At 38.1% G+C, this 23,360-nt stretch carries 24 protein-coding genes; 18 read left to right on the forward strand and 6 right to left on the reverse strand.

The annotated features are described in order from the left end of the window. Positions 1-101: 101 nt before the first annotated feature. A complete protein-coding gene (locus tag OU989_RS03905; protein ID WP_274795811.1) occupies positions 102-1,571 on the reverse strand; it encodes an aminotransferase class I/II-fold pyridoxal phosphate-dependent enzyme in 1,470 nt (489 codons plus the stop codon). A gap of 145 nt (positions 1,572-1,716) precedes the next feature. On the opposite strand from OU989_RS03905, the gene OU989_RS03910 reads away from it, so the two are divergent. Together OU989_RS03910 and OU989_RS03915 are read left to right on the forward strand one after the other, a co-directional pair. Next, positions 1,717-2,676 (forward strand): NAD(P)H-dependent flavin oxidoreductase, encoded by a 960-nt coding sequence (locus OU989_RS03910; protein WP_274795813.1) that lies wholly within the window; start codon positions 1,717-1,719, stop codon positions 2,674-2,676. Positions 2,677-2,696: 20 nt separating this feature from the next. Beyond that, the gene (locus OU989_RS03915) at positions 2,697-2,984 is read left to right on the forward strand and encodes a UPF0223 family protein (RefSeq protein ID WP_274795814.1); all 288 of its coding nucleotides are present in this window, start codon (positions 2,697-2,699) and stop codon (positions 2,982-2,984) included. Positions 2,985-3,096: 112 nt separating this feature from the next. Here OU989_RS03915 and OU989_RS03920 read toward each other — a convergent pair whose 3' ends face one another. Continuing rightward, positions 3,097-3,726: a YktB family protein gene (locus OU989_RS03920; RefSeq protein WP_274795815.1), complete on the reverse strand. Its 630-nt coding sequence runs from the start codon at positions 3,724-3,726 to the stop codon at positions 3,097-3,099. A 126-nt stretch (positions 3,727-3,852) separates the two neighbouring features. Between OU989_RS03920 and OU989_RS03925 the strand changes: the two genes are divergently transcribed. Then, positions 3,853-4,050, forward strand: a complete 198-nt coding sequence (locus OU989_RS03925) for a hypothetical protein (protein WP_274795816.1) — start codon at positions 3,853-3,855, stop codon at positions 4,048-4,050. 214 nt (positions 4,051-4,264) lie between these two features. Next, positions 4,265-5,059: an inositol monophosphatase family protein gene (locus OU989_RS03930; RefSeq protein ID WP_274795817.1), complete on the forward strand. Its 795-nt coding sequence runs from the start codon at positions 4,265-4,267 to the stop codon at positions 5,057-5,059. Between the two features lie 117 nt (positions 5,060-5,176). Here the strand turns inward: OU989_RS03930 and OU989_RS03935 are convergent, their stop codons facing one another. Beyond that, positions 5,177-5,362 carry a DUF5325 family protein gene (locus OU989_RS03935; protein WP_004224770.1) on the reverse strand — a complete coding sequence of 62 codons (186 nt, stop codon included), beginning with the start codon at positions 5,360-5,362 and terminating at the stop codon, positions 5,177-5,179. Positions 5,363-5,500: 138 nt separating this feature from the next. On the opposite strand from OU989_RS03935, the gene typA reads away from it, so the two are divergent. From typA to OU989_RS03960, 5 genes are all read left to right on the forward strand, one after another. Then, a complete protein-coding gene (gene typA / locus OU989_RS03940) occupies positions 5,501-7,345 on the forward strand; it encodes a translational GTPase TypA (RefSeq protein ID WP_274795818.1) in 1,845 nt (614 codons plus the stop codon). Between the two features lie 29 nt (positions 7,346-7,374). Beyond that, positions 7,375-7,773: a YlaH-like family protein gene (locus OU989_RS03945; RefSeq protein ID WP_274795819.1), complete on the forward strand. Its 399-nt coding sequence runs from the start codon at positions 7,375-7,377 to the stop codon at positions 7,771-7,773. Positions 7,774-8,056: 283 nt separating this feature from the next. Further along, positions 8,057-9,049 carry an ABC transporter substrate-binding protein gene (locus OU989_RS03950; protein ID WP_274795820.1) on the forward strand — a complete coding sequence of 331 codons (993 nt, stop codon included), beginning with the start codon at positions 8,057-8,059 and terminating at the stop codon, positions 9,047-9,049. 1 nt (position 9,050) lies between these two features. Further along, positions 9,051-9,818, forward strand: a complete 768-nt coding sequence (locus OU989_RS03955) for an ABC transporter ATP-binding protein (RefSeq protein ID WP_274795821.1) — start codon at positions 9,051-9,053, stop codon at positions 9,816-9,818. Beyond that, entirely contained in the window at positions 9,811-10,605 is a 795-nt protein-coding gene (locus OU989_RS03960; protein ID WP_274795822.1) for an ABC transporter permease, read from the forward strand. Before OU989_RS03955 ends, OU989_RS03960 begins: the two co-directional genes overlap by 8 nt. A 47-nt stretch (positions 10,606-10,652) precedes the next feature. Here the strand turns inward: OU989_RS03960 and OU989_RS03965 are convergent, their stop codons facing one another. Beyond that, positions 10,653-10,856, reverse strand: coding sequence for a YlaI family protein (locus OU989_RS03965; protein WP_274795823.1), 204 nt, complete (start codon positions 10,854-10,856; stop codon positions 10,653-10,655). 11 nt (positions 10,857-10,867) lie between these two features. Next, complete coding sequence (locus tag OU989_RS03970) at positions 10,868-11,368, reverse strand: molybdopterin-binding protein (RefSeq protein WP_274795824.1); 501 nt, start codon at positions 11,366-11,368, stop codon at positions 10,868-10,870. A 182-nt stretch (positions 11,369-11,550) separates the two neighbouring features. On the opposite strand from OU989_RS03970, the gene OU989_RS03975 reads away from it, so the two are divergent. The 4 genes from OU989_RS03975 to OU989_RS03990 all read left to right on the forward strand — a co-directional run bounded on the left by OU989_RS03975 (position 11,551) and on the right by OU989_RS03990 (position 17,031). Continuing rightward, positions 11,551-11,832 (forward strand): Fpa/YlaN family protein, encoded by a 282-nt coding sequence (locus OU989_RS03975; protein WP_004224778.1) that lies wholly within the window; start codon positions 11,551-11,553, stop codon positions 11,830-11,832. Positions 11,833-11,892: 60 nt separating this feature from the next. Next, positions 11,893-13,074, forward strand: coding sequence for an FtsW/RodA/SpoVE family cell cycle protein (locus OU989_RS03980; RefSeq protein WP_274795825.1), 1,182 nt, complete (start codon positions 11,893-11,895; stop codon positions 13,072-13,074). 12 nt (positions 13,075-13,086) lie between these two features. Further along, a complete protein-coding gene (gene pyc / locus OU989_RS03985; RefSeq protein ID WP_274795826.1) occupies positions 13,087-16,521 on the forward strand; it encodes a pyruvate carboxylase in 3,435 nt (1,144 codons plus the stop codon). 321 nt (positions 16,522-16,842) lie between these two features. After that, positions 16,843-17,031, forward strand: coding sequence for a hypothetical protein (locus OU989_RS03990; protein ID WP_274795827.1), 189 nt, complete (start codon positions 16,843-16,845; stop codon positions 17,029-17,031). A gap of 53 nt (positions 17,032-17,084) precedes the next feature. Here OU989_RS03990 and OU989_RS03995 read toward each other — a convergent pair whose 3' ends face one another. Then, on the reverse strand, positions 17,085-18,008 hold the full coding sequence (locus OU989_RS03995; RefSeq protein WP_274795828.1) for a COX15/CtaA family protein: 924 nt from the start codon (positions 18,006-18,008) through the stop codon (positions 17,085-17,087). A 336-nt stretch (positions 18,009-18,344) separates the two neighbouring features. Here OU989_RS03995 and cyoE point away from each other — a divergent pair, with 336 nt between their 5' ends. The 5 genes from cyoE (at position 18,345) to OU989_RS04020 (ending at position 23,345) form a co-directional block, all read left to right on the forward strand. Continuing rightward, complete coding sequence (gene cyoE, locus OU989_RS04000; RefSeq protein WP_274795829.1) at positions 18,345-19,262, forward strand: heme o synthase; 918 nt, start codon at positions 18,345-18,347, stop codon at positions 19,260-19,262. 99 nt (positions 19,263-19,361) lie between these two features. Beyond that, the gene (coxB, locus tag OU989_RS04005) at positions 19,362-20,450 is read left to right on the forward strand and encodes a cytochrome c oxidase subunit II (protein WP_274795830.1); all 1,089 of its coding nucleotides are present in this window, start codon (positions 19,362-19,364) and stop codon (positions 20,448-20,450) included. Between the two features lie 41 nt (positions 20,451-20,491). Next, the gene (ctaD, locus tag OU989_RS04010; protein ID WP_274795831.1) at positions 20,492-22,375 is read left to right on the forward strand and encodes a cytochrome c oxidase subunit I; all 1,884 of its coding nucleotides are present in this window, start codon (positions 20,492-20,494) and stop codon (positions 22,373-22,375) included. After that, positions 22,375-23,001 (forward strand): cytochrome c oxidase subunit 3, encoded by a 627-nt coding sequence (locus OU989_RS04015; RefSeq protein ID WP_036125326.1) that lies wholly within the window; start codon positions 22,375-22,377, stop codon positions 22,999-23,001. Before ctaD ends, OU989_RS04015 begins: the two co-directional genes overlap by 1 nt. Further along, positions 23,001-23,345, forward strand: coding sequence for a cytochrome C oxidase subunit IV family protein (locus OU989_RS04020; protein WP_274795832.1), 345 nt, complete (start codon positions 23,001-23,003; stop codon positions 23,343-23,345). Before OU989_RS04015 ends, OU989_RS04020 begins: the two co-directional genes overlap by 1 nt. Positions 23,346-23,360: the final 15 nt, after the last annotated feature.

The raw sequence follows: 23,360 nt of genomic DNA on the forward strand, positions 1-23,360 counted from the left end.
AGTTATTACTATTTTGTTGTCTAAAAAATTGAATTATTGACGTTTTATCGTGAATAAGCAAACAAGCTAGCTCTTCATGAAAGAGAGCTAGCTTGTTATGTTTAGAAAATCGGTTTCCGTTCTTTTATAACACGAATTGTTTTTAATGTGGTATCTTCTGGACCTTGTACTGGTAAACCAGCCTCGATATTCATTTGAATATAGTGAATATTTTCTTGGGTAATTATTTCCCCGGGAATAAAAATTGGAATTCCAGGAGGATATACCATAATAAATTCTGCACATATACAGTTATCTGCTTCTGCAAGTGGAACGACTTCTGTATCTGCATAAAAAGCATCACGTGGTGACATAGCAAGAGCTGGAATTTCTGGAACATTCACTAAAGCTTCTGTTATAGCCGCTTCAGAATCAAATGCTTTTGACATACGAGTTAATGCATTCACTAAAAGATTAATTTCTTTTTTCGTATCTCCTAATGTCACCAAACATAAAATATTATAAAGGTCAGATAGTTCCACTTCAATATTAGCGTTATGACGTAACCATTCTTCAGCTCTGTGGCCAGAAATACCTAAATCTTTTACACTAATAAGAAGTTTTAATGGATCCATATCATAGGTTGCAGAGGAGTGTAGTTTTTCCTTACCTGCACATTTTAAATGCGGGATCTGATTGATCCGTTTACGTGCATCCTTAGCTAAACGCAGTGCATCGTCGATTAAATCATATCCATGAATAGCTAGCTGGCGTCGAGCTGTGTCGAGCGAAGCAAGTAATGGGTATGATGTTGACGTAGTTGTTAGCATGGAAAATACAGCTTGTACACGTTTTGCTGAAACAAGACCTTCACGTACATTTAAAATAGATGTTTGTGTCATGGAACCACCGAGCTTGTGAACGCTTGTCGCAGCCATATCAGCGCCGGCTTCCATTGCGGAATACGGTAGGTCATCATGGAATTTTATGTGGACACCATGAGCTTCATCTACTACAACCGGAATATTACGATCATGAGCAATTTCGACAATACGCTTTAAATCAGCTGTAAAGCCAAAATAGGTAGGATTAATAACAAGTACTGCCTTTGTATCTGGGTAAGCATTTAATGCTTTCTCAACAGCTTCAGGGGAGATGCCATGAGAAATCCCATATTCACTGTCAACTTCAGGGTGAATAAAAATTGGAATTGCACCAGCGAATACAATCGCAGACATAATGGATTTATGAACATTCCGTGGCACTAGAATTTTATCACCTGGACCGACGACGGTCAGAATCATCGTCATGATGGCGCCACTAGTACCTTGAACGGAAAAGAATGTATGATCAGCACCAAAGGCTTCTGCTGCAAGGTTTTGTGCTTCTTTAATAGCACCCTTTGGTGAATGTAAATCGTCTAGTGGAGCAATATTAATTAAATCAATTGATAAAACGTTGTCGCCGACGAATTCACGGAAAGCAGGGTCCATCCCTTGCCCTTTCTTATGGCCTGGAATATGGAACTGTATGGGATGTCTGTTCCGATGTTTAAGTAATACGTCGAACAATGGAGTCTCTAGTTGTGACAACGCAGGTACCACCTCACTTTATAATATCTAAGAAAACAAATGAATTATAGCACCTAACGACACGAAAACATAGACTTTTCATAAAAAATAAAAGGATTTTTTTCAGGGTATCGAGAAATTAGTATCGAACGAAAGGGGAGGTACTATGAATTGGAATACACGTGTGACGGAGCTTTTACAGGTTAAATACCCAATTATACAAGGAGGATTAGCCTATTTAGCATACGCTGATTTAGCTGCTGCTGTGTCGAATGCTGGAGGTTTAGGGCAAATCACGGCTATGAGTTTACGGGATCCTGACTTGTTACGAGAGGAGATCCATAAAGTACGAACATTAACAGATAAACCATTTGGTGTTAATTTTGCAATAGGTATGCATGGGAAAGGCTATGAGGAGATGGTGCGCGTTGCTGTCGAAGAAGAAGTTCCGGTTGTGACAATGACGGGAGGAAATCCAGCACCTATATTTGATTTATTGGCAGGAACTAACATCAAAAAATTAGTCCTTGTAGCTGCACGTAGACAAGCTCAAAAGGCTGAGCAGCTTGGAGCAGATGCTGTCATGGTCGTGGGTCAAGAGGGCGGAGGTCATCTTGGACGTGATGATGTCGGCACAATGGTGCTGGTTCCACAAGTGGTTGATAGTGTGAAAATTCCTGTCATTGCTTCTGGCGGAATTGGTGATGGTCGCGGCTGGATGGCAGCTCATGCACTAGGTGCCGAAGGCATTGAAATGGGCACTCGCTTTATTGCGACAAAGGAGTGTGTCGATGCGTCAGAGGCTTACAAGGAGGCGTTACTTGCAAGCACAGAGGCTGATACAACAATTATTAAGCGCTCTATTGGTGCACCAGCACGAGCGTTACGTAATGAATTTACGGAAAAAATTTTAGAAATTGAAGAAAGAACACCAACATATGAGGCGTTAAAAGAATATATAAGTGGGACAGCCAATAAGCGTTTTATTTATGATGGAGATAGAAATCAAGGCTTTGGATGGGCAGGTCAAGTGACAGGGATGATTCACGATATCCCAACCGTTGAAGATCTAATCAATCGAATGGTTGCAGAAGCTGAAAGTATACGGTTAAAATGGGGGCATTAACATAAAGGTGGTTTTGTCGAATGGAATATTCATATCCGTTTTCAACTGATTGGTCCACAGAGGAGATTGTGGATGTTGTTCAATTCTTCGAGGGAATCGAGAAAGCTTATGAAAAGGGCATCAAGCGTGAAATCATGCTAGCTAAATATCGTCGCTTTAAAGAGATAGTCCCTTCACAAGCTGAGGAAAAATCAATTTTTCGTGAATTTGAAGAGGCAAGTGGCTATATTAGCTATCCTGTCGTGAAACAAACAAAGGAAGCCGAAGATGGTACGATAATAAAAATCTTGCCTAAAGGTGGTCGATAAAAAAGTGGATGTGAGTCATACTCACATCCACTTTTTTATTTTTTGTGTTAAAAAACGACATATTGCATAAAATACATCAATCAAAATCCATACAAAATGAATCGAAATAGGGCTATTTTCCAACGATGATATTGTAAATAGGAAGTAGGCTTTCAAACGTTTCTTCTGTTAATTGGTGTAATTCGCTAGCAGTAAGCTTTGTTGCCTGCTCTTTTGGAATGTGTCGACCAATTAAGAACTCACCCTTTTTGACATCTCGCAGACGTATAAGCAATGCTTCAAGGTTGTCTTCTTCTTTTGCCTCTTCGAGAGAAATGGCTTCAGGGGACATATGGTCTCCAGACACAATAAAGTCATTAGGAAGCTGCTCTAGTAATGATTTATGAGCTAGTAAACGTTCAGCCATTACATTTTTTTGAGGTGCTTCATAAATAATAGCTAACACGATGAATAAATGTGTGTGCCATAGACCAATCTGAAAGTGAGGCAATGATTTATAACCTCTTTTATAGGGAGCAAAGGCAACCCAACTATCTTTTGGCGGGTTGACAGTTCTTCGAGCATGTTTGGCAACATGTGGAAAGAATTCTTCGCCTAACTGGCTAGAAAAATAAGTAGCAAACTGTTCTCCTAGCTGATTGAATTTTGGACGTACCTGTATATTTAACGCATCCATTCTTTGTTCTAAACCGTCTATTGTAAAAACTTTAAAGTCTTTGTTTGTCCACTTTATTTTTGACAATTTTATTTTACTCCTTTCGTTTTATAAGGTTTATTTTACGCTGATTTTGGGAAAAAATCTTATAACAAGAACTTTATCGAATTAGAAAAGTTTTTGTAAAAAAATTAAAAAAAGGAAGTGTTTTTTATGAAACCAATCGTAAAAATTATACGTAAAGTTGACATCGAAAAGCAATATGAACACATTTTACAATTAGAATTAGATTATGAATTAGCTTCGCTCTTTGCCGCGATGAATGAAAAAAATGACCTTGAAATTGAAAAAAGTAAAAAACGTCTGGCAGAAATTCAATCGGAACTTGAAAGTTTGCACGCCTATGCGTAATGGAAACCTAATACCTATTTAAAAAATCACTTGCTGAATATTCCGACAGCAGGTGATTTTTATTGTGACAAAGGGTAAAATAGACATTATATCTCTATGCAGTTAAAGTTTATATTACCAAAATAAGTTATTAAGTTGTGGAAAAGGTACGAGGAGCATAAAAAGAACGATAGAAAAAAGAGCCTTTTCTTATATTCGAAGGGTGGGTTTTTTAATGGACTTACAACAAATTGATGAATTTGCGAAAAGTATTATTTTTGAAGCTGGAAAACGTATTCGTGAGGCTTTTTCGTATAATCTAGTCATTGAGACAAAATCAGGTGCAAATGATCTTGTTACTAATATTGACCGAGAGACCGAATTATTCTTTATCAAGCAAATTAAAGCTTTTGATCCAACCCATAAAATCTTAGGAGAAGAAGGAATGGGCGAAAAAGTGGAAACGTTAGATGGAGTTGTTTGGATTATTGATCCGATTGATGGCACGATGAATTTCGTCAAGCAACATCGTCATTTCATGATTTCCATCGGTATTTTTGTGAATGGTGTAGGTAAGTTAGGGTACATATTTGATGTCATGCGTGAGGATCTATTTAATGCCATCTCGGGTCAGGGGGCATGGTATAACAATACACCCTTGCGTAAACTTCAGTCGGTTACAATGGATGAATCAGTTATTGGCATTAATGCACATTGGGTAGCGCCCAATCGACATATTCACCATGAAAAAGTAATAGAAATGGTGCGCAAAGTGCGTGGTACACGGTCCTACGGATCAGCGGCAATGGAAATTGCATTTGTAGTGAGTGGCAAATTAGATGCCTATGTCTCCATGCGTCTAGCACCATGGGATATTGCAGGCGGGACTATTATCGCTCAAGAGGTTGGAGCCGTTGCCACAAATTTACACGGAGAAGGCTTTGATTTTCTTCATCAGGATACTTTTATCATCGCTAATCCTTCAATCCATAAAGAATTATTGGAAAAATATATTGTGCCATATGAATAAAGAGGAGCCGTCTTTTTACTAGACAGCTCCTCTTTTTATCCTTTCCCTCTATAGGGAGAGAATTTATTCTACGGGAATTTAACTATGCTCAATCTATCTCCGTTGCAGCATACTTGTTTAAAGTAATCCTTGTGCACGTAGTTTACGCTTCATTTTAAAGGCTGTCATGAAAATGACACAAGTAGCCACAATGCCTGCTATTACACCAAATACATTACTAGCCGCAACAGAATAGCCGATAGAGCACATTGCTAATACAGCTGCTAATGCATAGATGGCCATTACGATTTTTGCACGATTCATAGCCTAGCCTCCTATATAAAAAATTGTTAATCAGATAATATTTTTTAGAATGATGGAAATTCTAATAAGGACATTTCTATCCTTCTTGTGCTATAATATCACAGTTAAACATTCGAAAAAAGAATATGGAGTGGAATAATGACAAACTTACGTCAAGATCTTCGCAATATCGCAATTATCGCCCACGTTGACCATGGTAAAACTACCTTAGTCGACCAATTATTAAAACAATCAGGTACATTCCGTTCAAACGAACATGTTGAAGAACGTGCAATGGACTCTAATGATATTGAACGTGAACGTGGTATTACAATTTTAGCAAAAAATACTGCAGTAAACTACAACGGAACTCGTATCAACATCCTTGATACGCCTGGACACGCCGACTTTGGTGGTGAGGTAGAACGTATTTTAAAAATGGTAGATGGCGTTTTACTAGTTGTCGATGCGTATGAGGGTTGTATGCCGCAAACACGCTTTGTATTAAAAAAAGCGTTAGAACAAAAGTTAACACCAATTGTAGTTGTAAACAAAGTTGATAAAGATTCAGCACGTCCATTAGAAGTAGTAGATGAAGTATTAGAATTATTCATCGAGCTAGGTGCTGACGATGATCAATTAGATTTCCCTGTTGTTTATGCATCAGGTGTTAACGGTACAGCTTCTCTTGATGCTGATCCAGCAAATCAAGAAGAAAATATGCAATGTCTATTTGAAAAAGTAATTGAAGCAATCCCAGCACCAGTTGATAACTCAGCAGATCCATTACAGTTCCAAGTTGCATTACTTGATTATAATGATTATGTTGGTCGAATTGGGATTGGACGCGTATTCCGCGGTACTATTGAAGTAGGTCAACAAGTGGCTTTAATGAAGTTAGACGGTACTGTAAAACAATTCCGTGTAACGAAGCTATTTGGTTTCTTTGGTCTAAAACGTGAAGAAATCCAATCAGCTAAAGCAGGGGACTTAATCGCCGTTTCAGGTATGGAAGACATCAACGTTGGTGAAACAGTATGTCCTGTTGACCATCAAGATGCTTTAACACCATTACGTATTGATGAACCAACACTGCAAATGACATTCTTAGTAAATAATTCACCTTTTGCAGGTCGTGAAGGGAAATGGGTAACTGCACGTAAAGTGGAGGAGCGTTTACGTTCACAACTACAAACGGACGTTTCTTTACGCGTAGAAGATACAGATTCACCAGATGCATGGACTGTTTCTGGTCGTGGAGAACTGCATTTATCAATTCTTATTGAAAATATGCGCCGTGAAGGCTTCGAGCTACAAGTATCAAAACCTCAAGTAATCATTCGTGAAATTGATGGTGTAAAATGTGAACCGTTTGAGCGTGTACAAATTGATGTTCCAGAGGAAAATGTTGGTTCGGTTATTGAATCAATTGGTACTCGTAAAGGTGAAATGTTAGATATGGTGAACAATGGCAATGGCCAAGTTCGTTTAACATTCTTAGTTCCTGCTCGTGGTTTAATTGGTTATACGACAGAGTTCATGTCGATGACTAAAGGTTTTGGTATTATTAACCATACATTTGATTGCTACCAACCATATATTCCAGGTCGCATTGGTGGACGTCACCAAGGTGTTCTTGTTTCAATGGAAACTGGTAAATCAACAACTTATGGTATGATGCAAGTAGAGGACCGTGGTACACTATTTGTAGAGCCAGGTACTGAAATTTATGAAGGTATGATCGTTGGCGAAAATACACGTGAAAATGATATCACTGTAAACATAACAAAAATGAAGCAAAAAACGAATGTTCGTTCTGCGACAAAAGATGCAACAAACGTTATTAAAAAGCCTCGTTTATTAACACTAGAAGAAGCGTTAGAATTCTTAAATGATGATGAGTATTTAGAAATCACACCAGAATCAATTCGCCTTCGTAAACAAATTCTAGATAAAAATGAACGTGAAAGAATAGCGAAAAAACTAAAAAACGCTGAACAATAATTTTTGCTTCCACGAAAGGAAGAGGAGTCTTGGATCTAAAGTCCGCTTTATTGGGTGAACTAAATGTTATTCAAGTTGCTGCACAGTCAAGTACAGATGAAACAGCAAAAGTTTATGGAAGAATGGCTGGTATCACTAGATTTTTATACGAAAATTTACCAAGCTATGAAATAGCAGGCTATGTTGTATTTCTTCTAGTATTTGTACTTTCTGCCATTGTCTATAAGCTAGGCTTTGCCAAGAAATTAAAGTTATCTCAAAATATTATTATTTATGCGTTCCTGTTTTTAGGTTGTATCATGCTAACGTTTTTCGCCTTATTCTTGCCGATGATTGAAGGGCTTATCGTAGCAGCCTTAATTTTAATTGTCTATAAAACAAGATTATGGCGTGAGAAAAGAGAAGAACAACAAGCTACCAATCAGTAACATTTAGGTTTTTATAATAAGAAATTTTACATGAAGCAGTCTTAGCGATAATAATCACGCTAAGACTGTTTTTTGATTTACACTAATATAAATGACAGGCCAAATTTAAGAAACTGCCCGGAAAGCTACCTATACACCTGCTGAAAAAATAAATCAAACATCATTGTCCTTATCGAACCGTAGAAAATACTACTTCAAGATAAATTGGTAGGCACCGAAATCTTCTGATGTGAATAAGTTAATGTCGATAGGCTTATTTTGATCACATCAAGGAGGAAAGGGAATGCGTTGGCTTACAAAAGGTTTATTATTGAGTGTCATTGCTTTGTTACTCCTTTCTTTGACGGCATGTAATAAAGCAGAGCTAGAACAAGTCAAAGTAGGGGAAGTTACTCGTTCAATTTTCTATGCGCCTCAATATGTAGCGCTTGAGAAAGGATTCTTCGAAGAGGAGGGGCTTTCTGTTGAGCTACAAACGATTGCAGGTGGCGATAAAACGATGACGGCGTTACTGTCAGATGGTATTGATATTGCTTTAGTTGGGTCGGAAACGTCCATTTATGTTACTTTACAAGGTGCTAATGATCCCATTCAAAATTTTGCCCAGTTAACACAAACGGATGGGACCTTTTTAGTGGCAAGAGATAAGATAGATAATTTTTCATGGGATCAATTGAAGGGCTCGACTTTTTTGGGGCAACGTAAAGGTGGTATGCCTCAAATGGCAGGGGAATTCGTGTTGAAAAAACATGGCATCGACCCTGTGAATGATTTAACGCTCATTCAAAATATCGATTTTGCCAATATTGCTACTGCTTTTGCATCTGGGACTGGTGATTATGTCCAATTATTTGAACCAACAGCAAGCGTCTTTGAGAAAGAAGGGAAAGGGTATATTATCGCTTCGTTTGGAACGGAGTCGGGCACTCTTCCTTACACATCCTTTATGGCAAAAAGCAGTTATTTAAAGGAAGATGCTGAAACTGTTCAAGCCTTTACAAATGCATTGCAACGAGCACAGGATTTTGTACAAAATGAAAGCTCAGCAGAAGTGGCAAAAATTATTCAACCGTATTTTGAGAATGTTGATTTAGCGATTATTGAAACAGTGGTTGAGCGCTATAAAGCTCAAGGCTCCTATGCTACTGACCCTATCCTCGACGAAGGAGAGTGGGATAACTTGCAAACGATTATGGAGGAAGCAGGTGAACTTCCTCAACGAGTGGAGTATGAAAAACTTGTCAATACATCCTTTGCTGAAAAGGCTGCTGAGTAATATGGAATTTTTGCAGCTAGAGAATATTCACCATAGTTATTTTTCAAGCACACAGGCAAAGGAAGTATTACGTGATATCAGTTTAGCCATTCAGGAAGGAGAATTTGTCTCATTTATTGGACCGAGTGGCTGTGGGAAAACAACCCTATTATCGATAATTGCGGGTTTATTCCCTGCAACTGAAGGCAAGGTCTATATAGATGGGGAAGAACTATCGGCACATAATCAAACTAGCATTGGCTATATGCTTCAGCAAGACTATTTATTTCCGTGGAAGACTATTGAAGAAAATGTAATAATCGGTCTGAAAATCATGGAACGGAGCAATAAAACACATAAAGTAACGGCCAATGCCCTTTTGCATGAAATCGGCTTACCACATGTCGGGAACAATTATCCACGAGAATTATCAGGAGGGATGAGGCAACGTGTGGCACTTGCTCGTACATTAGCCGTTAATCCAAAAATATTACTTTTAGATGAACCGTTTTCAGCTTTAGATTACCAGTCGAAATTAAAGTTAGAAGATTTAGTCGTTGAAACCTTAAAAACGTATAAGAAGACGGCTATTCTTGTGACACATGATATTGGTGAAGCTATCGCGATGAGTGAGCGTGTCTTTCTATTTTCTGCAAATCCTGGGACATTACACAAAGTGTTTGAAATTCCTAAAGCACTTCGTGAGCTTTCACCGTTTGATGTAAGACAGCATCCAGCCTATGCAGATGTTTTCCAAACCATTTGGAAGGAGCTGGAGAGCCTTGGATAACACATTATTTAAACAATATCAGCAGTTGTTAAAAAAGGAGAAACGCTTTGTTCGACTATATCAACTTATTATTCTGCTCCTATTTTTCGGAGGATGGGAGCTACTGTCAAGGTTAGAATGGATTGATCGTTTAATATTCAGCTCACCAACGCATGTTTGGCATACCTTTATTGAAAAAGTAAACGATGGCTCTTTAACATTGCATGTTGGTGTTACTCTAATGGAGACGGTAATAGGCTTTATAGCGGGTACTTTACTAGGAACGTTAATTGCTATTGTTTTATGGTGGTCTCCGTTATTATCAAAGGTACTTGATCCGTATTTAGTTATTTTAAACGCGATGCCAAAAGTTGCGCTTGGACCGATTTTAATTGTAGCACTTGGTCCAGGATATTTTTCAATCATAGCGATGGGTGCATTGATTTCCATCATTATTACAACCATTGTTGTCTATACCGCTTTTAAAGGAGTTGACCCGAACTATAGTAAGGTTTTACAAACATTTGGGGCAACAAGATGGCAAATATTTCGGGAAGTGATATTACCAGCTTCTTTTCCTACGATTATTTCAACACTGAAGGTGAACGTTGGTTTATCGTGGGTAGGGGTTATAGTGGGCGAATTTTTAGTAGCATCAAAAGGTCTTGGATATTTAATTATTTATGGCTTCCAAGTATTTAATTTCAACCTTGTCCTAATGTCATTGCTCATTATTGCATTTTTTGCAACTATTATGTATCAAGTGGTCGAATTGATTGAAAAGGCGATCATTAAAACTAATGAATAATAGAGAAAAAGAGGTGTCTCGAAATAGAGGCACCTCTTTTATAAATGTTAAAATTCTTTATCCATTTGTGGTGAAGTAATATAGAACCGGAAATTGCCAGTTTCAAGTCGTGCAACCGTATTATCTTTAATTCGATCATGGCAAATAGTACACATGTAAGTATGGATTGGACGATTACGCAACTTTTTTGCTAATGGCAAATTATCATCTATATTATGAATCGTATCGCAAATTACGCATTTTACGCGCATTGCATTCCCTCCTATTCAGCACGAATGGCTGATACGTTTTTAATAGGATTGTCTAGATTTGAACCATCTCTTAATAATACATGGATTGGACCATCTTCTAAAAGGGGCTTGCCATCTTGGCTATATTTTAAAATAAGGGTATTTGCTTCTTCAATTGTGAATGGATACTCTTGACCATCTTTGCATTCTAGGACGATTTTTGTCGCTTCAGGCTTAATTTCAGCATTTTTCAAGAAGTGACTCAATTCGATTCCAAATGTACCTGTTTCCATTCCTTTACGGTCAAATTTACGCTCTGATTTTAACGTAGGTGGGAATGTTGCCCCTTCCATAATTTCACGTGACCAGTGAGCGCCAACCTCACGCATATACTTGATGTCTGAATCTTCCTCGACATCTTGTGTAGTGAAGTAAGTATTTAAATCTAATTTACGATCATCGAAAATCCACACAGTGGGATCTAATGTTAGTTGGTATGAAACTGCACCCTTGATAGGAATTATTGTTTCCATAATAGAAATCCTCCTCAAAACTTGTATATCCAAGACATAGTATAACGCTAATGACTAGAGATAATAAAGAAATATAATTCGAATTCTCTATTTTCCAATGTAGACACTTGCATTTTTATCGACTAAAAGATAAACTTTATTAAGATAGAATCGAAGAAATATCAGATAATGGGGGCGTCCTCATGGATACGAAATCACAAACTTCTTTTCAAGAGAAGGCTTTGGAGCTACTAGTTGCTGATGCAGACAAGATTGCTCGTCTTATTCGAGTACAAATGGATCATTTAACAATGCCACAATGCCCTTTATATGAGGAAGTATTAGATACACAAATGTTCGGCCTGTCACGTGAAATTGATTTTGCTGTGAAGCTTGGACTAATTGAACGTGAAAAAGGCAAAGAAATTCTCGATTCACTCGAGAAGGAACTTTCTGTACTACACGACGCGTATACAGACAAATAAAAAGAAAAACTCAAACGCTTCTTTGCGCTTTGAGTTTTTTTACTAGAACGAGGTTTTCTAATGAGACAATACTTAAAACGTTATGCACAAAATTTTGATTACCCCTTATTTTTTACGGTCCTATTATTAAGTTTATTTGGGTTAATAATGATTTATAGTTCAAGTATGATGGTTGCTATTGTACAAAAAGAACAAGCACCTGATTTTTTCTATCGAAAACAAGTAATCAATTTAATGGTGGCATTCCTTGGCTTTATAGTGGCTGCTTTTTTCCCATATAAACATTATGCGAATAAAAATATTATGTTATTTCTAACCATCGTATTAATTGTGTTATTTACGTGGGTAAAAGTGGCTGGTAATGGGGCAGATCAAGTAGGCTCACAGAGTTGGATTGCTATTCCAGGTTTAGGGAATTTTCAGCCTTCGGAATATGCAAAACTATTTATAATCTTATATTTTGCAGCTGCTTTTTATCGAAAAGCGCAAAAATATACGTTTGAAAAGCTACAACCAACCGAAATATTCTATCCCATTTTCCTATGGATTTTAGTCGTTGCTGGGGTGGCCTTCGAAACAGATTTAGGTGCTGTTATTATTTTATGTGGAATAGCCGTATCTGTAGTTGCTTCAAGTGGTATTCCCTTTAAAACCTTTTGGAAGTTTTTTGGTGTATTAGCAGCATTCGGTGCAGCAATTTTAGGAATACTTCTGCTGTTCAAGGGAGAACTACTAACAGAAAACAGAAAAGGACGGATTTTATCTTATTTAAATCCGTTTGAGTACGAAGATGGTAGTGGACATCAAGTGGTGAATAGTTATTATGCTATTGGTGGAGGCGGCTTAGAAGGGCGCGGTCTTGGTCAATCCATTCAAAAATTAGGGTACTTGCCTGAACCACAAACGGATTTCATTATGGCAATCATAATGGAGGAATTAGGAATATGGGGAGTTTTAATTGTTTTATGTGGTTTAGGGTTTATTGTATATAAAGGTTTTTCTATTGCATTGCGAACGAAAGATCCATTGGCACGCATGATTGCGGCTGGTATTGCGAGCTGGATAGGCTGGCAAACGTTTATTAATCTTGGGGGTGTAACTGGGTTAATCCCGTTAACCGGTGTAACGTTACCTTTTATAAGCTATGGCGGTACATCTATAATCATTCTATCTTTAGCGATGGGGATATTAATCAATGTTTCTATGTTTGAAAAGGTAGAGCGGAAAAAAACACAATCATAAAGGGGGATACCTATGGAATCAATCAACAAAATTCTCGTAGCCAATCGAGGAGAAATTGCAATTCGTATTTTCCGTGCATGTACGGAGCTGAATATCCAAACTGTTGCCATCTATTCAAGGGAGGATAGTGGTGCCTTTCATCGCTTTAAAGCAGATGAAGCTTATTTAGTGGGAGCTGGCAAGAAACCAATCGATGCTTATTTAGATATCGAGGATATTATTGCCATCGCAAAAGATGCAGATGTTGATGCGATTCATCCAGGGTATGGTTTTTTATCAGAAAATGTGGAATTTGCCCGTCGCTGTGAGGAAGAAGGCATTGTCTTTATCGGACCAACTTCTCAGCATTTAGATATGTTTGGGGATAAAGTCAAAGCACGTTCGCAAGCCATTGCGGCAGAAATTCCTGTTATTCCTGGTACAGATGGTCCAGTAGCTGATCTAGCAGAAGTAGAGACATTTGCTAGCACTTACGGCTATCCAGTTATGATTAAGGCAGCACTTGGCGGTGGTGGTCGTGGGATGCGTTTAGTCCATACACCGGAGGAGCTTGCTTCTTCTTATGAAAGGGCAAAATCAGAGGCAAAGGCTGCTTTTGGTTCTGATGAGGTGTATGTTGAAAAAGCTATTATCAAACCAAAACATATTGAAGTACAGATTATTGGTGATCAGCAGGGCAATATTGTGCACTTATATGAGCGTGATTGCTCGATTCAGCGTCGTCACCAAAAAGTAGTTGAAATTGCCCCATCACATTCGATTTCACAAGAGTTAAGAAATCGTATTTGTGACGCTGCCGTGAAATTAATGAAGAATGTCTCGTACATAAATGCAGGGACAGTGGAATTTTTAGTCGCAGGCGAAGATTTTTATTTCATCGAGGTAAACCCTCGTATTCAAGTAGAACATACGATTACAGAAATGATTACAGGTGTCGATATCGTCCATGCCCAAATCAAGGTAGCAGCAGGTTATGCTCTGCATAGTGAAGAAATTCATATGCCGAAGCAAGAGGATATGCCAATGATTGGCTATGCAATTCAGGCTCGTGTAACAACAGAAGACCCTGCAAATGACTTTATGCCGGATACAGGGAAATTAATGGTATACCGTTCTAGTGGCGGTTTCGGTGTACGTTTAGATGCGGGGAATGGTTTCCAAGGTGCTGTCGTAACACCGTATTATGACTCTTTACTAGTGAAAATTTCAACATCAGGCATGAACTTTAAAGAAGCTGCTGCGAAAATGGATCGCAATTTAAAAGAATTCCGAATTCGTGGCGTCAAAACGAATATACCGTTTTTAAATAATGTGGTAACACATGAGAAGTTTTTATCAGGTGCTTTTGACACAAGCTTTATTGATACAACACCTGAACTATTCCATTTCCCTGTACGTAAGGACCGTGGGACAAAGCTGTTAAGTTATATTGGTAATGTGACATTAAACGGCTTCCCTGGTGTTGAAAAAAAATCAAAGCCTATTTTTGTACAACCGAATATTCCAAAAGTCGATACACTAATAGCACCTCCAGCAGGTACGAAACAGATTTTAGATACACAGGGAGCAGATGGCTTAGTGCAATGGATTTTAGCACAGGAAGACGTTCTACTAACAGATACTACATTCCGCGATGCTCACCAATCCCTGCTTGCAACACGTGTTCGTTCACAGGATATGTATCAAATTGCAGATGCAACAGCTCGTATGATGCATCAGTTATTCTCGTTGGAAATGTGGGGCGGTGCAACATTCGATGTAGCGTATCGCTTCTTAAAAGAGGATCCATGGGAGCGATTAGCGAAACTGCGTGAACAAGTACCGAATGTGTTATTCCAAATGTTACTACGTGGAGCTAATGCCGTTGGTTATACTAACTATCCTGACAATTTAATCCGTGAATTTATCGCTGAATCCGCAGCATCAGGTATTGATGTGTTCCGTATTTTCGATAGCTTGAATTGGATTAAAGGAATGGAAGTAGCGATAGATGCTGCGCGTCAATCAGGAAAAATTGCTGAAGCGGCAATTTGTTATACAGGAGACATCCTCGACGACAGCCGTGCGAAATATTCAGTGCAATACTATAAAGATATGGCGAAAGAGCTTGAATCAGCTGGTGCCCATATTTTAGCTATTAAAGATATGGCTGGTTTATTGAAACCGGAAGCTGCGTACCGTTTAATTTCCGAGTTAAAAGAGACGACAAGTCTGCCAATCCACTTGCATACACATGACACAAGTGGAAATGGAATTTACTTGTATGCTAAGGCGATTGAAGCAGGTGTAGATATCATTGATACAGCGCTTGGATCTATGGCAGGTCTTACATCTCAACCGAGTGCCAATTCCTTGTACTATGCAATGAAGGGCGGTAAACGTGAGGTACGTGCGGATATTGATGCATTAGAAAAATTATCGTACTACTGGGAAGATGTTCGTAAATACTATAAAGATTTCGAAAGTGGCATGATCAGCCCACATTCTGAAATTTATGTACACGAGATGCCTGGCGGTCAATATAGTAACCTTCAGCAACAAGCAAAAGCAGTGGGTCTCGGCGATCGTTGGGAAGAAGTGAAACGTATGTATTCCCGTGTAAATCTACTATTCGGAGATATTGTCAAAGTGACACCATCTTCCAAAGTGGTCGGGGACATGGCACTCTTCATGGTCCAAAATGATCTTGACGAAAACACGGTTCTAACAAGGGGACAAACGATTGATTTCCCAGACTCTGTTATTGAATTCTTCCAAGGTTATCTTGGACAGCCACATGGTGGATTCCCAGAGGCACTGCAACAAGTCGTGCTTAAAGACCGTGAAGCAATTACAGTGCGCCCAGGGGAATTATTAGAGCCTATTCAGTTTGAACAATTAGAAGCTGTTCTAGAAGAGAAATTAAATCGTCCTGTTTCAAAGAAGGATGTATTAGCCTATGCTCTTTATCCAAAAGTTTTTGAGGAGTATGCGAAAACAGAAGAATCCTTTGGCAATATTTCGGTTCTCGATACACCAACATTCTTATATGGCTTAAAGCTTGGGGAAATCATTGAGGTTGAAATCGAAAAAGGTAAAACATTAATTATTAAACTAGTCTCGATTGGTGAGCCACAGCACAATGGGACGCGCGTTCTGTACTTTGAACTGAACGGCCAATCACGTGAATTAGTGATTCAAGATATGACAGTTGAGGTAGATGGCAACCTAGCGCTAAAAGCAGATCCAAGTAATCCAAACCAAATTGGTGCTACAATGCCAGGTACTGTGTTAAAGGTTGTTGTTTCTAAGGGCAGTCCAGTCAAACGTGGTGATCACCTACTAATAACGGAAGCGATGAAAATGGAGACAACGGTCCAAGCGCCAAAAGACGGTGTTGTAAAAGAGGTTTATGCAAGTGCAGGGGATGCTATTTCAACAGGTGATTTATTGATTGAAATTGAATAAATCGTTTTGAAAAAAGGTTAGTAGATACTTTTTTGGTATCTACATAACCTTTTTTATTTGTTGAAGGAGTCATTGTATCAAACTTGATTAGTCAAATGGTTGTATAATAACCATAACGCCTTTATTCAGGCATTAAGCAGCATATAATGGTGGACGAAAATGACTTTTAGATATCCTTGCATAAGTGATGGGAAGTTTAGCGTAAATTGCTAACTGTGCCTCTACCAGAGCAGCTTTAATTTTCAAACAGGCAAGCAATGTGCAAAAGATCAAGAAGTAACAATATTATTTGAACCGCAATGAAAGTAGAGGGACGTGAAAATGCTTAAAGCATTATTTAATTGGATGTTTGTCATAGGTTTAATCCTATTAGGAGGCCGCCTTATAACGATGATTTGTCGATATTTTGACATTCCTTTTACAACATTTTTTAAAGATTACGCCCTAGTATCTATGATTATTTTAATTGTAGGTATTATAGGAACGGAAACAATGAAGAAACAAAACTAAAGACATAGAAAAAGATTCGTCACATAATAGGTGGCGAATCTTTTTTTAATGGATTATTTCTTTTTCTCATTATAATTACTACGAGCTACTAGCATGATCATGTAACATAATAGGCCGAATAAAAGGGAAATAAATAATGAATGCAGTAAAGCTACCGTTAAATTCAGTCTAGTTAGGACTACTAACATACCAGCAATCACTTGTAAAATAACTATAGTAAATGCAATAACCCATCCATAGTAAATTACACGTTGGTTTTTATATTCTTTCACAGCGTGCCAAGTTATGTATGCAATCCAAATGAAAATAATAAGAACAGCTAGTCGATGTCCCATTTGCACCCATTCGTACATATTATTGGGAGGTGCAAAAGGTGTCTCATTATAGCAAAATGGCCAGTCAGGACAAATTAAGCTCGAATCTGTATGACGAACTAACGCCCCAGTATAAACGACTAAATAAGAATAAATTGTGACAGCAATTGTATGCCAACGTAACTTTTTACCAATAAATACGTTATCGGCATCAAATTTTCGATCGACTTCAAATACAATCATAGAAAGGAGAAGAACCGCAGCAAAGGAAATAAGAGAAATCCCAAAATGAAGGGCTAGGATGAAATCACCTTGTCCCCATAAAACTTGAGCAGCTCCTATAAGAGCCTGCGCGATTAAGAAAAACATTGCTAAAAAACCAAGTAACTTTACTTCACGAATATGTCCGAGTTTACGCCATGTCCATACTGTTAACACAAGAATTGAAATAGATACGACTCCAGTTACAAGACGATGTGAGAATTCAATAAGGACTTCTGGTGTAATCTCCTTTGGAATAAGAGATCCATTACAATCAGGCCAGTTTCGACCACAGCCTAAGCCACTATCTGTTTTAGTAACGAGAGCCCCACCTAGTAAAATAAGGAGCATCCCAACTGTAGCGGCAACAGCAAACCACTTCAAATACCTGTTGTGTTGCATAAAATGAGTCACCTACTTTATCTATCAACATTACAAGAACGTAATGTTTCTGCTACTAGATAATATCGAAAATACGTATAAAAAACAACTTGTAAAGAGAAGGGAGTAATAGATGTCGATTCCATTTCACAAATTGTTCATAATTTCGTGCTTTAACCTTCACAATTCATTTTAGAAAATGTTTTACTATAGATATGTTGTTTTTAATTATATTTCTAGACAAAGCTAATTTTTACAACTTCATCTAAATTTCACTTAATGTCTAGAAATCAATCGCAAATTTCGCTATAGTTATTGTTAGCGGAATATGCTTACAAAAATGAAAGGAGAGGTATTATGTCAAACGGTCGTACACTGGCGGCTACTAGAAATACTGGTCCAGAAACAACATCTGTTGTAAAAGATTTCTTAGCACTAATAAAAATTGGAATCGTTAACTCGAATCTTGTCACAACGTTTACAGGGATGTGGCTGGCTTTTCAGTTTACTAGTAGACATTTCTTGCAAGAGCTTGATGTTATCTTTTACACCATGCTGGGTGCAGCATTCATCATCGGTGGCTCAGGCGCAATGAATAACTACATTGATCAGGATATTGATCCTATCATGAAAAGAACAAAAGCAAGGCCGACAGTGACTGGCAGATTTAAGCCGAATTTCGTATTGACCATTGCCCTCTCATTTTTAATTGTAGGTGAAATTTTGTTATTTGCGGCATCGTTTGCAGCCGGCATGTGGGGACTAGTAGGAATATTTGCTTATGTCGTTCTGTATTCAATGTGGTCGAAGAGGAAGCATGTTAGCAACACTGTTGTAGGAAGTATTTCCGGGGCTATTCCTCCAGTTATTGGATTCGCGGCGGTTGAGCCTGCTTTAGGTCCGGGAGCACTTGCCTTATTCCTAATTATGTTTGCATGGCAACCACCACATTTTTATGCGCTTGCTATGAAACGAACAGAGGAATATCGTGCAGCTAAAATACCAATGCTACCTGTAGTAAAAGGATTTAAACGTACAAAGTACTCAATGTTATTCTGGATTCTTTTATTATTACCGTTACCTTTCCTTTTACCAGAGCTTGGAATTGGCTTTTTAACTCTTGCTACTACATTGAACTTGGGTTGGTTAATACTAGCTCTGAAAGGCTTTACAACAAAAGATGATATGAAATGGGCAAATAAAATGTTTATTTATTCATTGAATCATATGACCATACTATTTGTAGCCATGATCATATTTGCGGTGTTTAGCTAATTTAGGAATTCTTTCTTTTCTTAAAGAATTCATATAGACAGAACTAATGTCCTAGGTACACATGAAAATACAACAAAGAAAGAGGGGTTTAATTAAGCTATGATGAAAGGGCTTAAAAAATGGCGTCTTTTTTCACTTCTAGCAGTGATGATGGTCTTCCTTTCAGGTTGTGGTGAGGATTATCTATCAACACTGAAACCATCTGGAGAAGTAGGTAAACAACAATTGAACTTATTACTGTTAACTACTGTAATTATGACGCTAGTAGTAGTAGTAGTATCCGTTATTTATTTACTTGCATTCGTAAAATACCGTCGTTCACGCGTTGGTGAAAATGTGATCCCTAAGCAAGTAGAGGGTAGTCATACGTTAGAAGTGATTTGGACAGTTATACCGATTATTTTATTATTAATTATCGCTGTACCAGTTGTTACAACTACTTATAAATTCGCAGATGTTGCTGCAATGGATGAAGTAGATGAAGAAGGGAACAAAACAGCCCTTACAATCAATGTAACAGCAAAATTATACTGGTGGGAATTCGAATACCCTAACCAAGGGATCGTAACGGCTCAAGAGCTAGTAGTACCAACAGGTGAAAAAGTTTACTTTAATTTAAAAGCTGCCGATGTTAAGCACTCATTCTGGATTCCTGCTGTAGGCGGTAAAATGGATACAAACGTAGAAAACTTAAACAAATTCTACCTAGTATTTGATAAAGAATCAAAAGATCTTAAAGATGGCGTATTTTATGGAAAATGTGCTGAATTATGTGGACCTTCACATGCTTTAATGGACTTTAAAGTAAAAACATTAAGCCCAGATGCATTTGATGCATGGGTTGACGCAATGAAAGCGACAGAAGGACAAACTGCTGACAAAGCTTCAACAGATCTTGGTGAAGCAACTTTTGCTAACAGCTGCTTAGGCTGTCACGCTATCTCAGGTTCAGGAGCAGGCGGTACACCTGGTCCAAACTTAACTACGTTTGGTGATCGTAACCGTGTTGCTGGTTTCTTAGAACACAATGAAGAAAGCTTAAAAGCTTGGATTAAAAACCCAGAGGAATTTAAACCAGGTAACTTGATGATGAATGCTGAAGGCACTGCGCCTATCTACGGTAATTTATCTGACGAGGAAATTGAAGCTCTTGCAACTTATATCATGGGCTTATCAGTAGAAAAATAATTTTCGTTCTATAGTAACAAATTTTGAGGGAGGTAAAAGTTGTGAGCTCATACACACAGAAAAAGGGCTTTGGAGCAACTGTCTGGGATTACATTACTACTGTCGACCATAAAAAGTTAGCAGTTATGTATTTATTAGCCGGAACATTGTTCTTCGCTATCGCTGGTTTTGAAGCGTTATTAATGCGTATTCAGTTAATGAAACCAAATAACGATTTTGTATCAGCTGGTTTTTTCAATGAATTATTAACAATGCACGGAACAACAATGTTATTCCTAGCTGCTACTCCATTACTATTTGCATTTATGAACATGCTTGTACCATTACAAATTGGTGCGCGTGACGTTGCATTCCCGTTCCTTAACTCTTTAGGGTTCTGGTTATTCTTCCTAGGTGCAGTATTCCTTCACCTGTCATTCTTTATGGGTGGCGCTCCTGATGCGGGCTGGACTTCTTATGCATCATTATCTTTATATTCTCCAGGACATGGTATTGATTTCTATGTTCTTGGTTTACAAATTTCAGGGGCAGGTACTTTAATTTCTGGTCTTAACTTCATCGTTACGATCATTACAATGCGTGCTCCAGGTATGACATTCATGCGTATGCCATTATTCACTTGGACTTCACTTGTATCAAGTGCGTTAATTTTATTCGCATTCCCTCCATTAACAATTGGTTTATTAATGATGTTATTTGACCGTATGTTCGGTGGTAACTTCTTTGACCATACAATGGGTGGTAACACAGTTATTTGGGAACACTTATTCTGGATCTTCGGACACCCAGAGGTTTATATCCTAGTATTACCTGCGTTCGGGTTATTCTCTGAGATTATCCCAGCGTTCTCTCGTAAACGTTTATTCGGATACTCTTCAATGGTATTCGCTACAATTTTAATCGGTTTCTTAGGGTTCATGGTTTGGGCCCACCATATGTTTACAACTGGTCTTGGGCCAACAGCAAACGCAATCTTCGCTGTTGCAACAATGGCTATTGCTGTTCCAACAGGTATGAAAGTATTCAACTGGATCCTAACAATTTGGGGCGGATCTATTAAAGTTACAACACCAATGCTTTATGCACTTGGTTTCATCCCGTCATTCGTTGCGGGTGGTGTTACAGGGGTAATGCAAGCATCTGCTCCTCTTGACTATCAACTACATGATTCTTACTTTATCGTAGCTCACTTCCACTATGTAATCGTTGGTGGTATCGTTACAGCATTATTTGGTTCAGCTCATTTCTATTGGCCAATTTTCTTCAACCGTATGTTAAACGAAACGCTTGGTAAAATTACTTTCTGGATATTCTTTATCGGATTCCATTTAACGTTCTTCGTTCAACACTTCCTAGGTTTAATGGGTATGCCACGTCGTGTATTCACTTACATGGAAGGTCAAGGTTGGGACCAATTCAACTATATCTCTACAATCGGTGCATTAATGATGGGTGTAGGGGTTATCTTAATGGTAATCAACTGCTTAATGTCGATCAAAGGCAAACCAGCAGGTCGCGACCCATGGGGCGATGGACGTACTTTAGAATGGTCAATTCCACAACCAATTCCATTCTATAACTTCCGTCAAACACCACTTGTTCGTGGTTTAGATCCATGGTGGATTGAAAAACAAGAAGGTAACAAAGAAGTGACATTTGCTGAGCCACTAGGTGATATCCATATGCCAAATAACTCAGCGATTCCATTCGTTATTTCATTAGGTATGTTTATTGCAGCATTTGGTGCTCTTTACAATCCAGATGCAGATAAACCTTGGTCAATCTACATTTTAATCATTGGTTTAGCAATTACTTTCGGTGCGATGATTTTCCGTTCTGTTAAAGACGATCATGGCTTCCATTTACACAAAGAAGATATTATTGAAATTGAAGAACAACTTTACGGCAAAGGAGGAAATAAATAATGGATTTCAATACTAAGTTTACTCCTCATACTTGGCCAGACCATCCTGAACAAGCTACGATGGAAGGTAAAAATAAAGTCGTTGGTTTCTGGATTTTCCTTGCCTGTGAAGTTGTACTTTTCGCAAGTTTATTCGCTACTTACCTAGCGCTTAAGAACAAAGGGCCAGCTGGCATGGAGTTCACAACACAAGGTTTATTTGAATTACCATTAGCATTTGCAATGACGATGTTATTATTAACATCTTCATTAACATCTGTATACGCAATTTACCATATGCGTAACTTTAACTTTAAAGGTATGCAAACTTGGTTAGCAATTACTTTAGCTTTAGGTCTTGGATTCTTAGCACTTGAAATTTATGAATTCCAACACTATGTGCACCTTGGTTTTACATTTAACCAATCTGCATTCGCAACTGCATTTTATTCTTTAGTTGGTACACACGGTTTCCACGTAACTTTAGGACTTGTATGGATTGCAACTTTAATGATCCGAAATGCTAAACGTGGGTTAAACTTGTACAATGCACCTAAATTCTTCGTAGCTGCTTTATATTGGCACTTTATCGATGTTGTTTGGGTATTCATCTTTACAGTAGTATACTTGATGGGAGTGATCGGATAATGTCTTCACACGATACACCTATAGTTGCTAAGTCACAGGCACAATATGAATATGATCGTCATCATAATGCCGTTCATATGCGTAAACAAGTAATCAACTTTGCGATCATGATTTTCTTTACTTTTATCGCTTTCGCAGTAGTTGCAGCCGATTTTTCTAAATACTTAATCATGCCATTAGTATTATTATTGGCTGGTGTTCAAGTTGTACTTCAGCTTTATTCTTTCATGCACTTAGAAGACAAAAAAACACACTTCGGTGGCGTTATTGGTTTCTTCATGTGGATGGGAATTTTAATCGCATTTACATTCTTCTTAGCATTTTTAACAATCATTTGGTGGTAATCACCAATAAAGCAC

The sequence above is a fragment of the Lysinibacillus irui genome (assembly GCF_028877475.1).
GTDB lineage: Bacteria > Bacillota > Bacilli > Bacillales_A > Planococcaceae > Lysinibacillus > Lysinibacillus irui.

Bases quoted from the DNA above. Each gene is read 5' to 3' on its own strand.
- OU989_RS03910 (WP_274795813.1), top strand. From the start codon at position 1,717: ATGAATTGGAATACACGTGTGACGGAGCTTTTACAGGTTAAATACCCA.
- OU989_RS03915 (WP_274795814.1), top strand. From the start codon at position 2,697: ATGGAATATTCATATCCGTTTTCAACTGATTGGTCCACAGAGGAGATT.
- OU989_RS03925 (WP_274795816.1), top strand. From the start codon at position 3,853: ATGAAACCAATCGTAAAAATTATACGTAAAGTTGACATCGAAAAGCAA.
- OU989_RS03930 (WP_274795817.1), top strand. From the start codon at position 4,265: ATGGACTTACAACAAATTGATGAATTTGCGAAAAGTATTATTTTTGAA.
- OU989_RS03935 (WP_004224770.1), bottom strand. From the start codon at position 5,362: ATGAATCGTGCAAAAATCGTAATGGCCATCTATGCATTAGCAGCTGTA.
- typA (WP_274795818.1), top strand. From the start codon at position 5,501: ATGACAAACTTACGTCAAGATCTTCGCAATATCGCAATTATCGCCCAC.
- OU989_RS03950 (WP_274795820.1), top strand. From the start codon at position 8,057: ATGCGTTGGCTTACAAAAGGTTTATTATTGAGTGTCATTGCTTTGTTA.
- OU989_RS03955 (WP_274795821.1), top strand. From the start codon at position 9,051: ATGGAATTTTTGCAGCTAGAGAATATTCACCATAGTTATTTTTCAAGC.
- OU989_RS03965 (WP_274795823.1), bottom strand. From the start codon at position 10,856: ATGCGCGTAAAATGCGTAATTTGCGATACGATTCATAATATAGATGAT.
- OU989_RS03970 (WP_274795824.1), bottom strand. From the start codon at position 11,368: ATGGAAACAATAATTCCTATCAAGGGTGCAGTTTCATACCAACTAACA.
- OU989_RS03975 (WP_004224778.1), top strand. From the start codon at position 11,551: ATGGATACGAAATCACAAACTTCTTTTCAAGAGAAGGCTTTGGAGCTA.
- OU989_RS03980 (WP_274795825.1), top strand. From the start codon at position 11,893: ATGAGACAATACTTAAAACGTTATGCACAAAATTTTGATTACCCCTTA.
- pyc (WP_274795826.1), top strand. From the start codon at position 13,087: ATGGAATCAATCAACAAAATTCTCGTAGCCAATCGAGGAGAAATTGCA.
- OU989_RS03990 (WP_274795827.1), top strand. From the start codon at position 16,843: ATGCTTAAAGCATTATTTAATTGGATGTTTGTCATAGGTTTAATCCTA.
- OU989_RS03995 (WP_274795828.1), bottom strand. From the start codon at position 18,008: ATGCAACACAACAGGTATTTGAAGTGGTTTGCTGTTGCCGCTACAGTT.
- cyoE (WP_274795829.1), top strand. From the start codon at position 18,345: ATGTCAAACGGTCGTACACTGGCGGCTACTAGAAATACTGGTCCAGAA.
- coxB (WP_274795830.1), top strand. From the start codon at position 19,362: ATGATGAAAGGGCTTAAAAAATGGCGTCTTTTTTCACTTCTAGCAGTG.
- OU989_RS04015 (WP_036125326.1), top strand. From the start codon at position 22,375: ATGGATTTCAATACTAAGTTTACTCCTCATACTTGGCCAGACCATCCT.
- OU989_RS04020 (WP_274795832.1), top strand. From the start codon at position 23,001: ATGTCTTCACACGATACACCTATAGTTGCTAAGTCACAGGCACAATAT.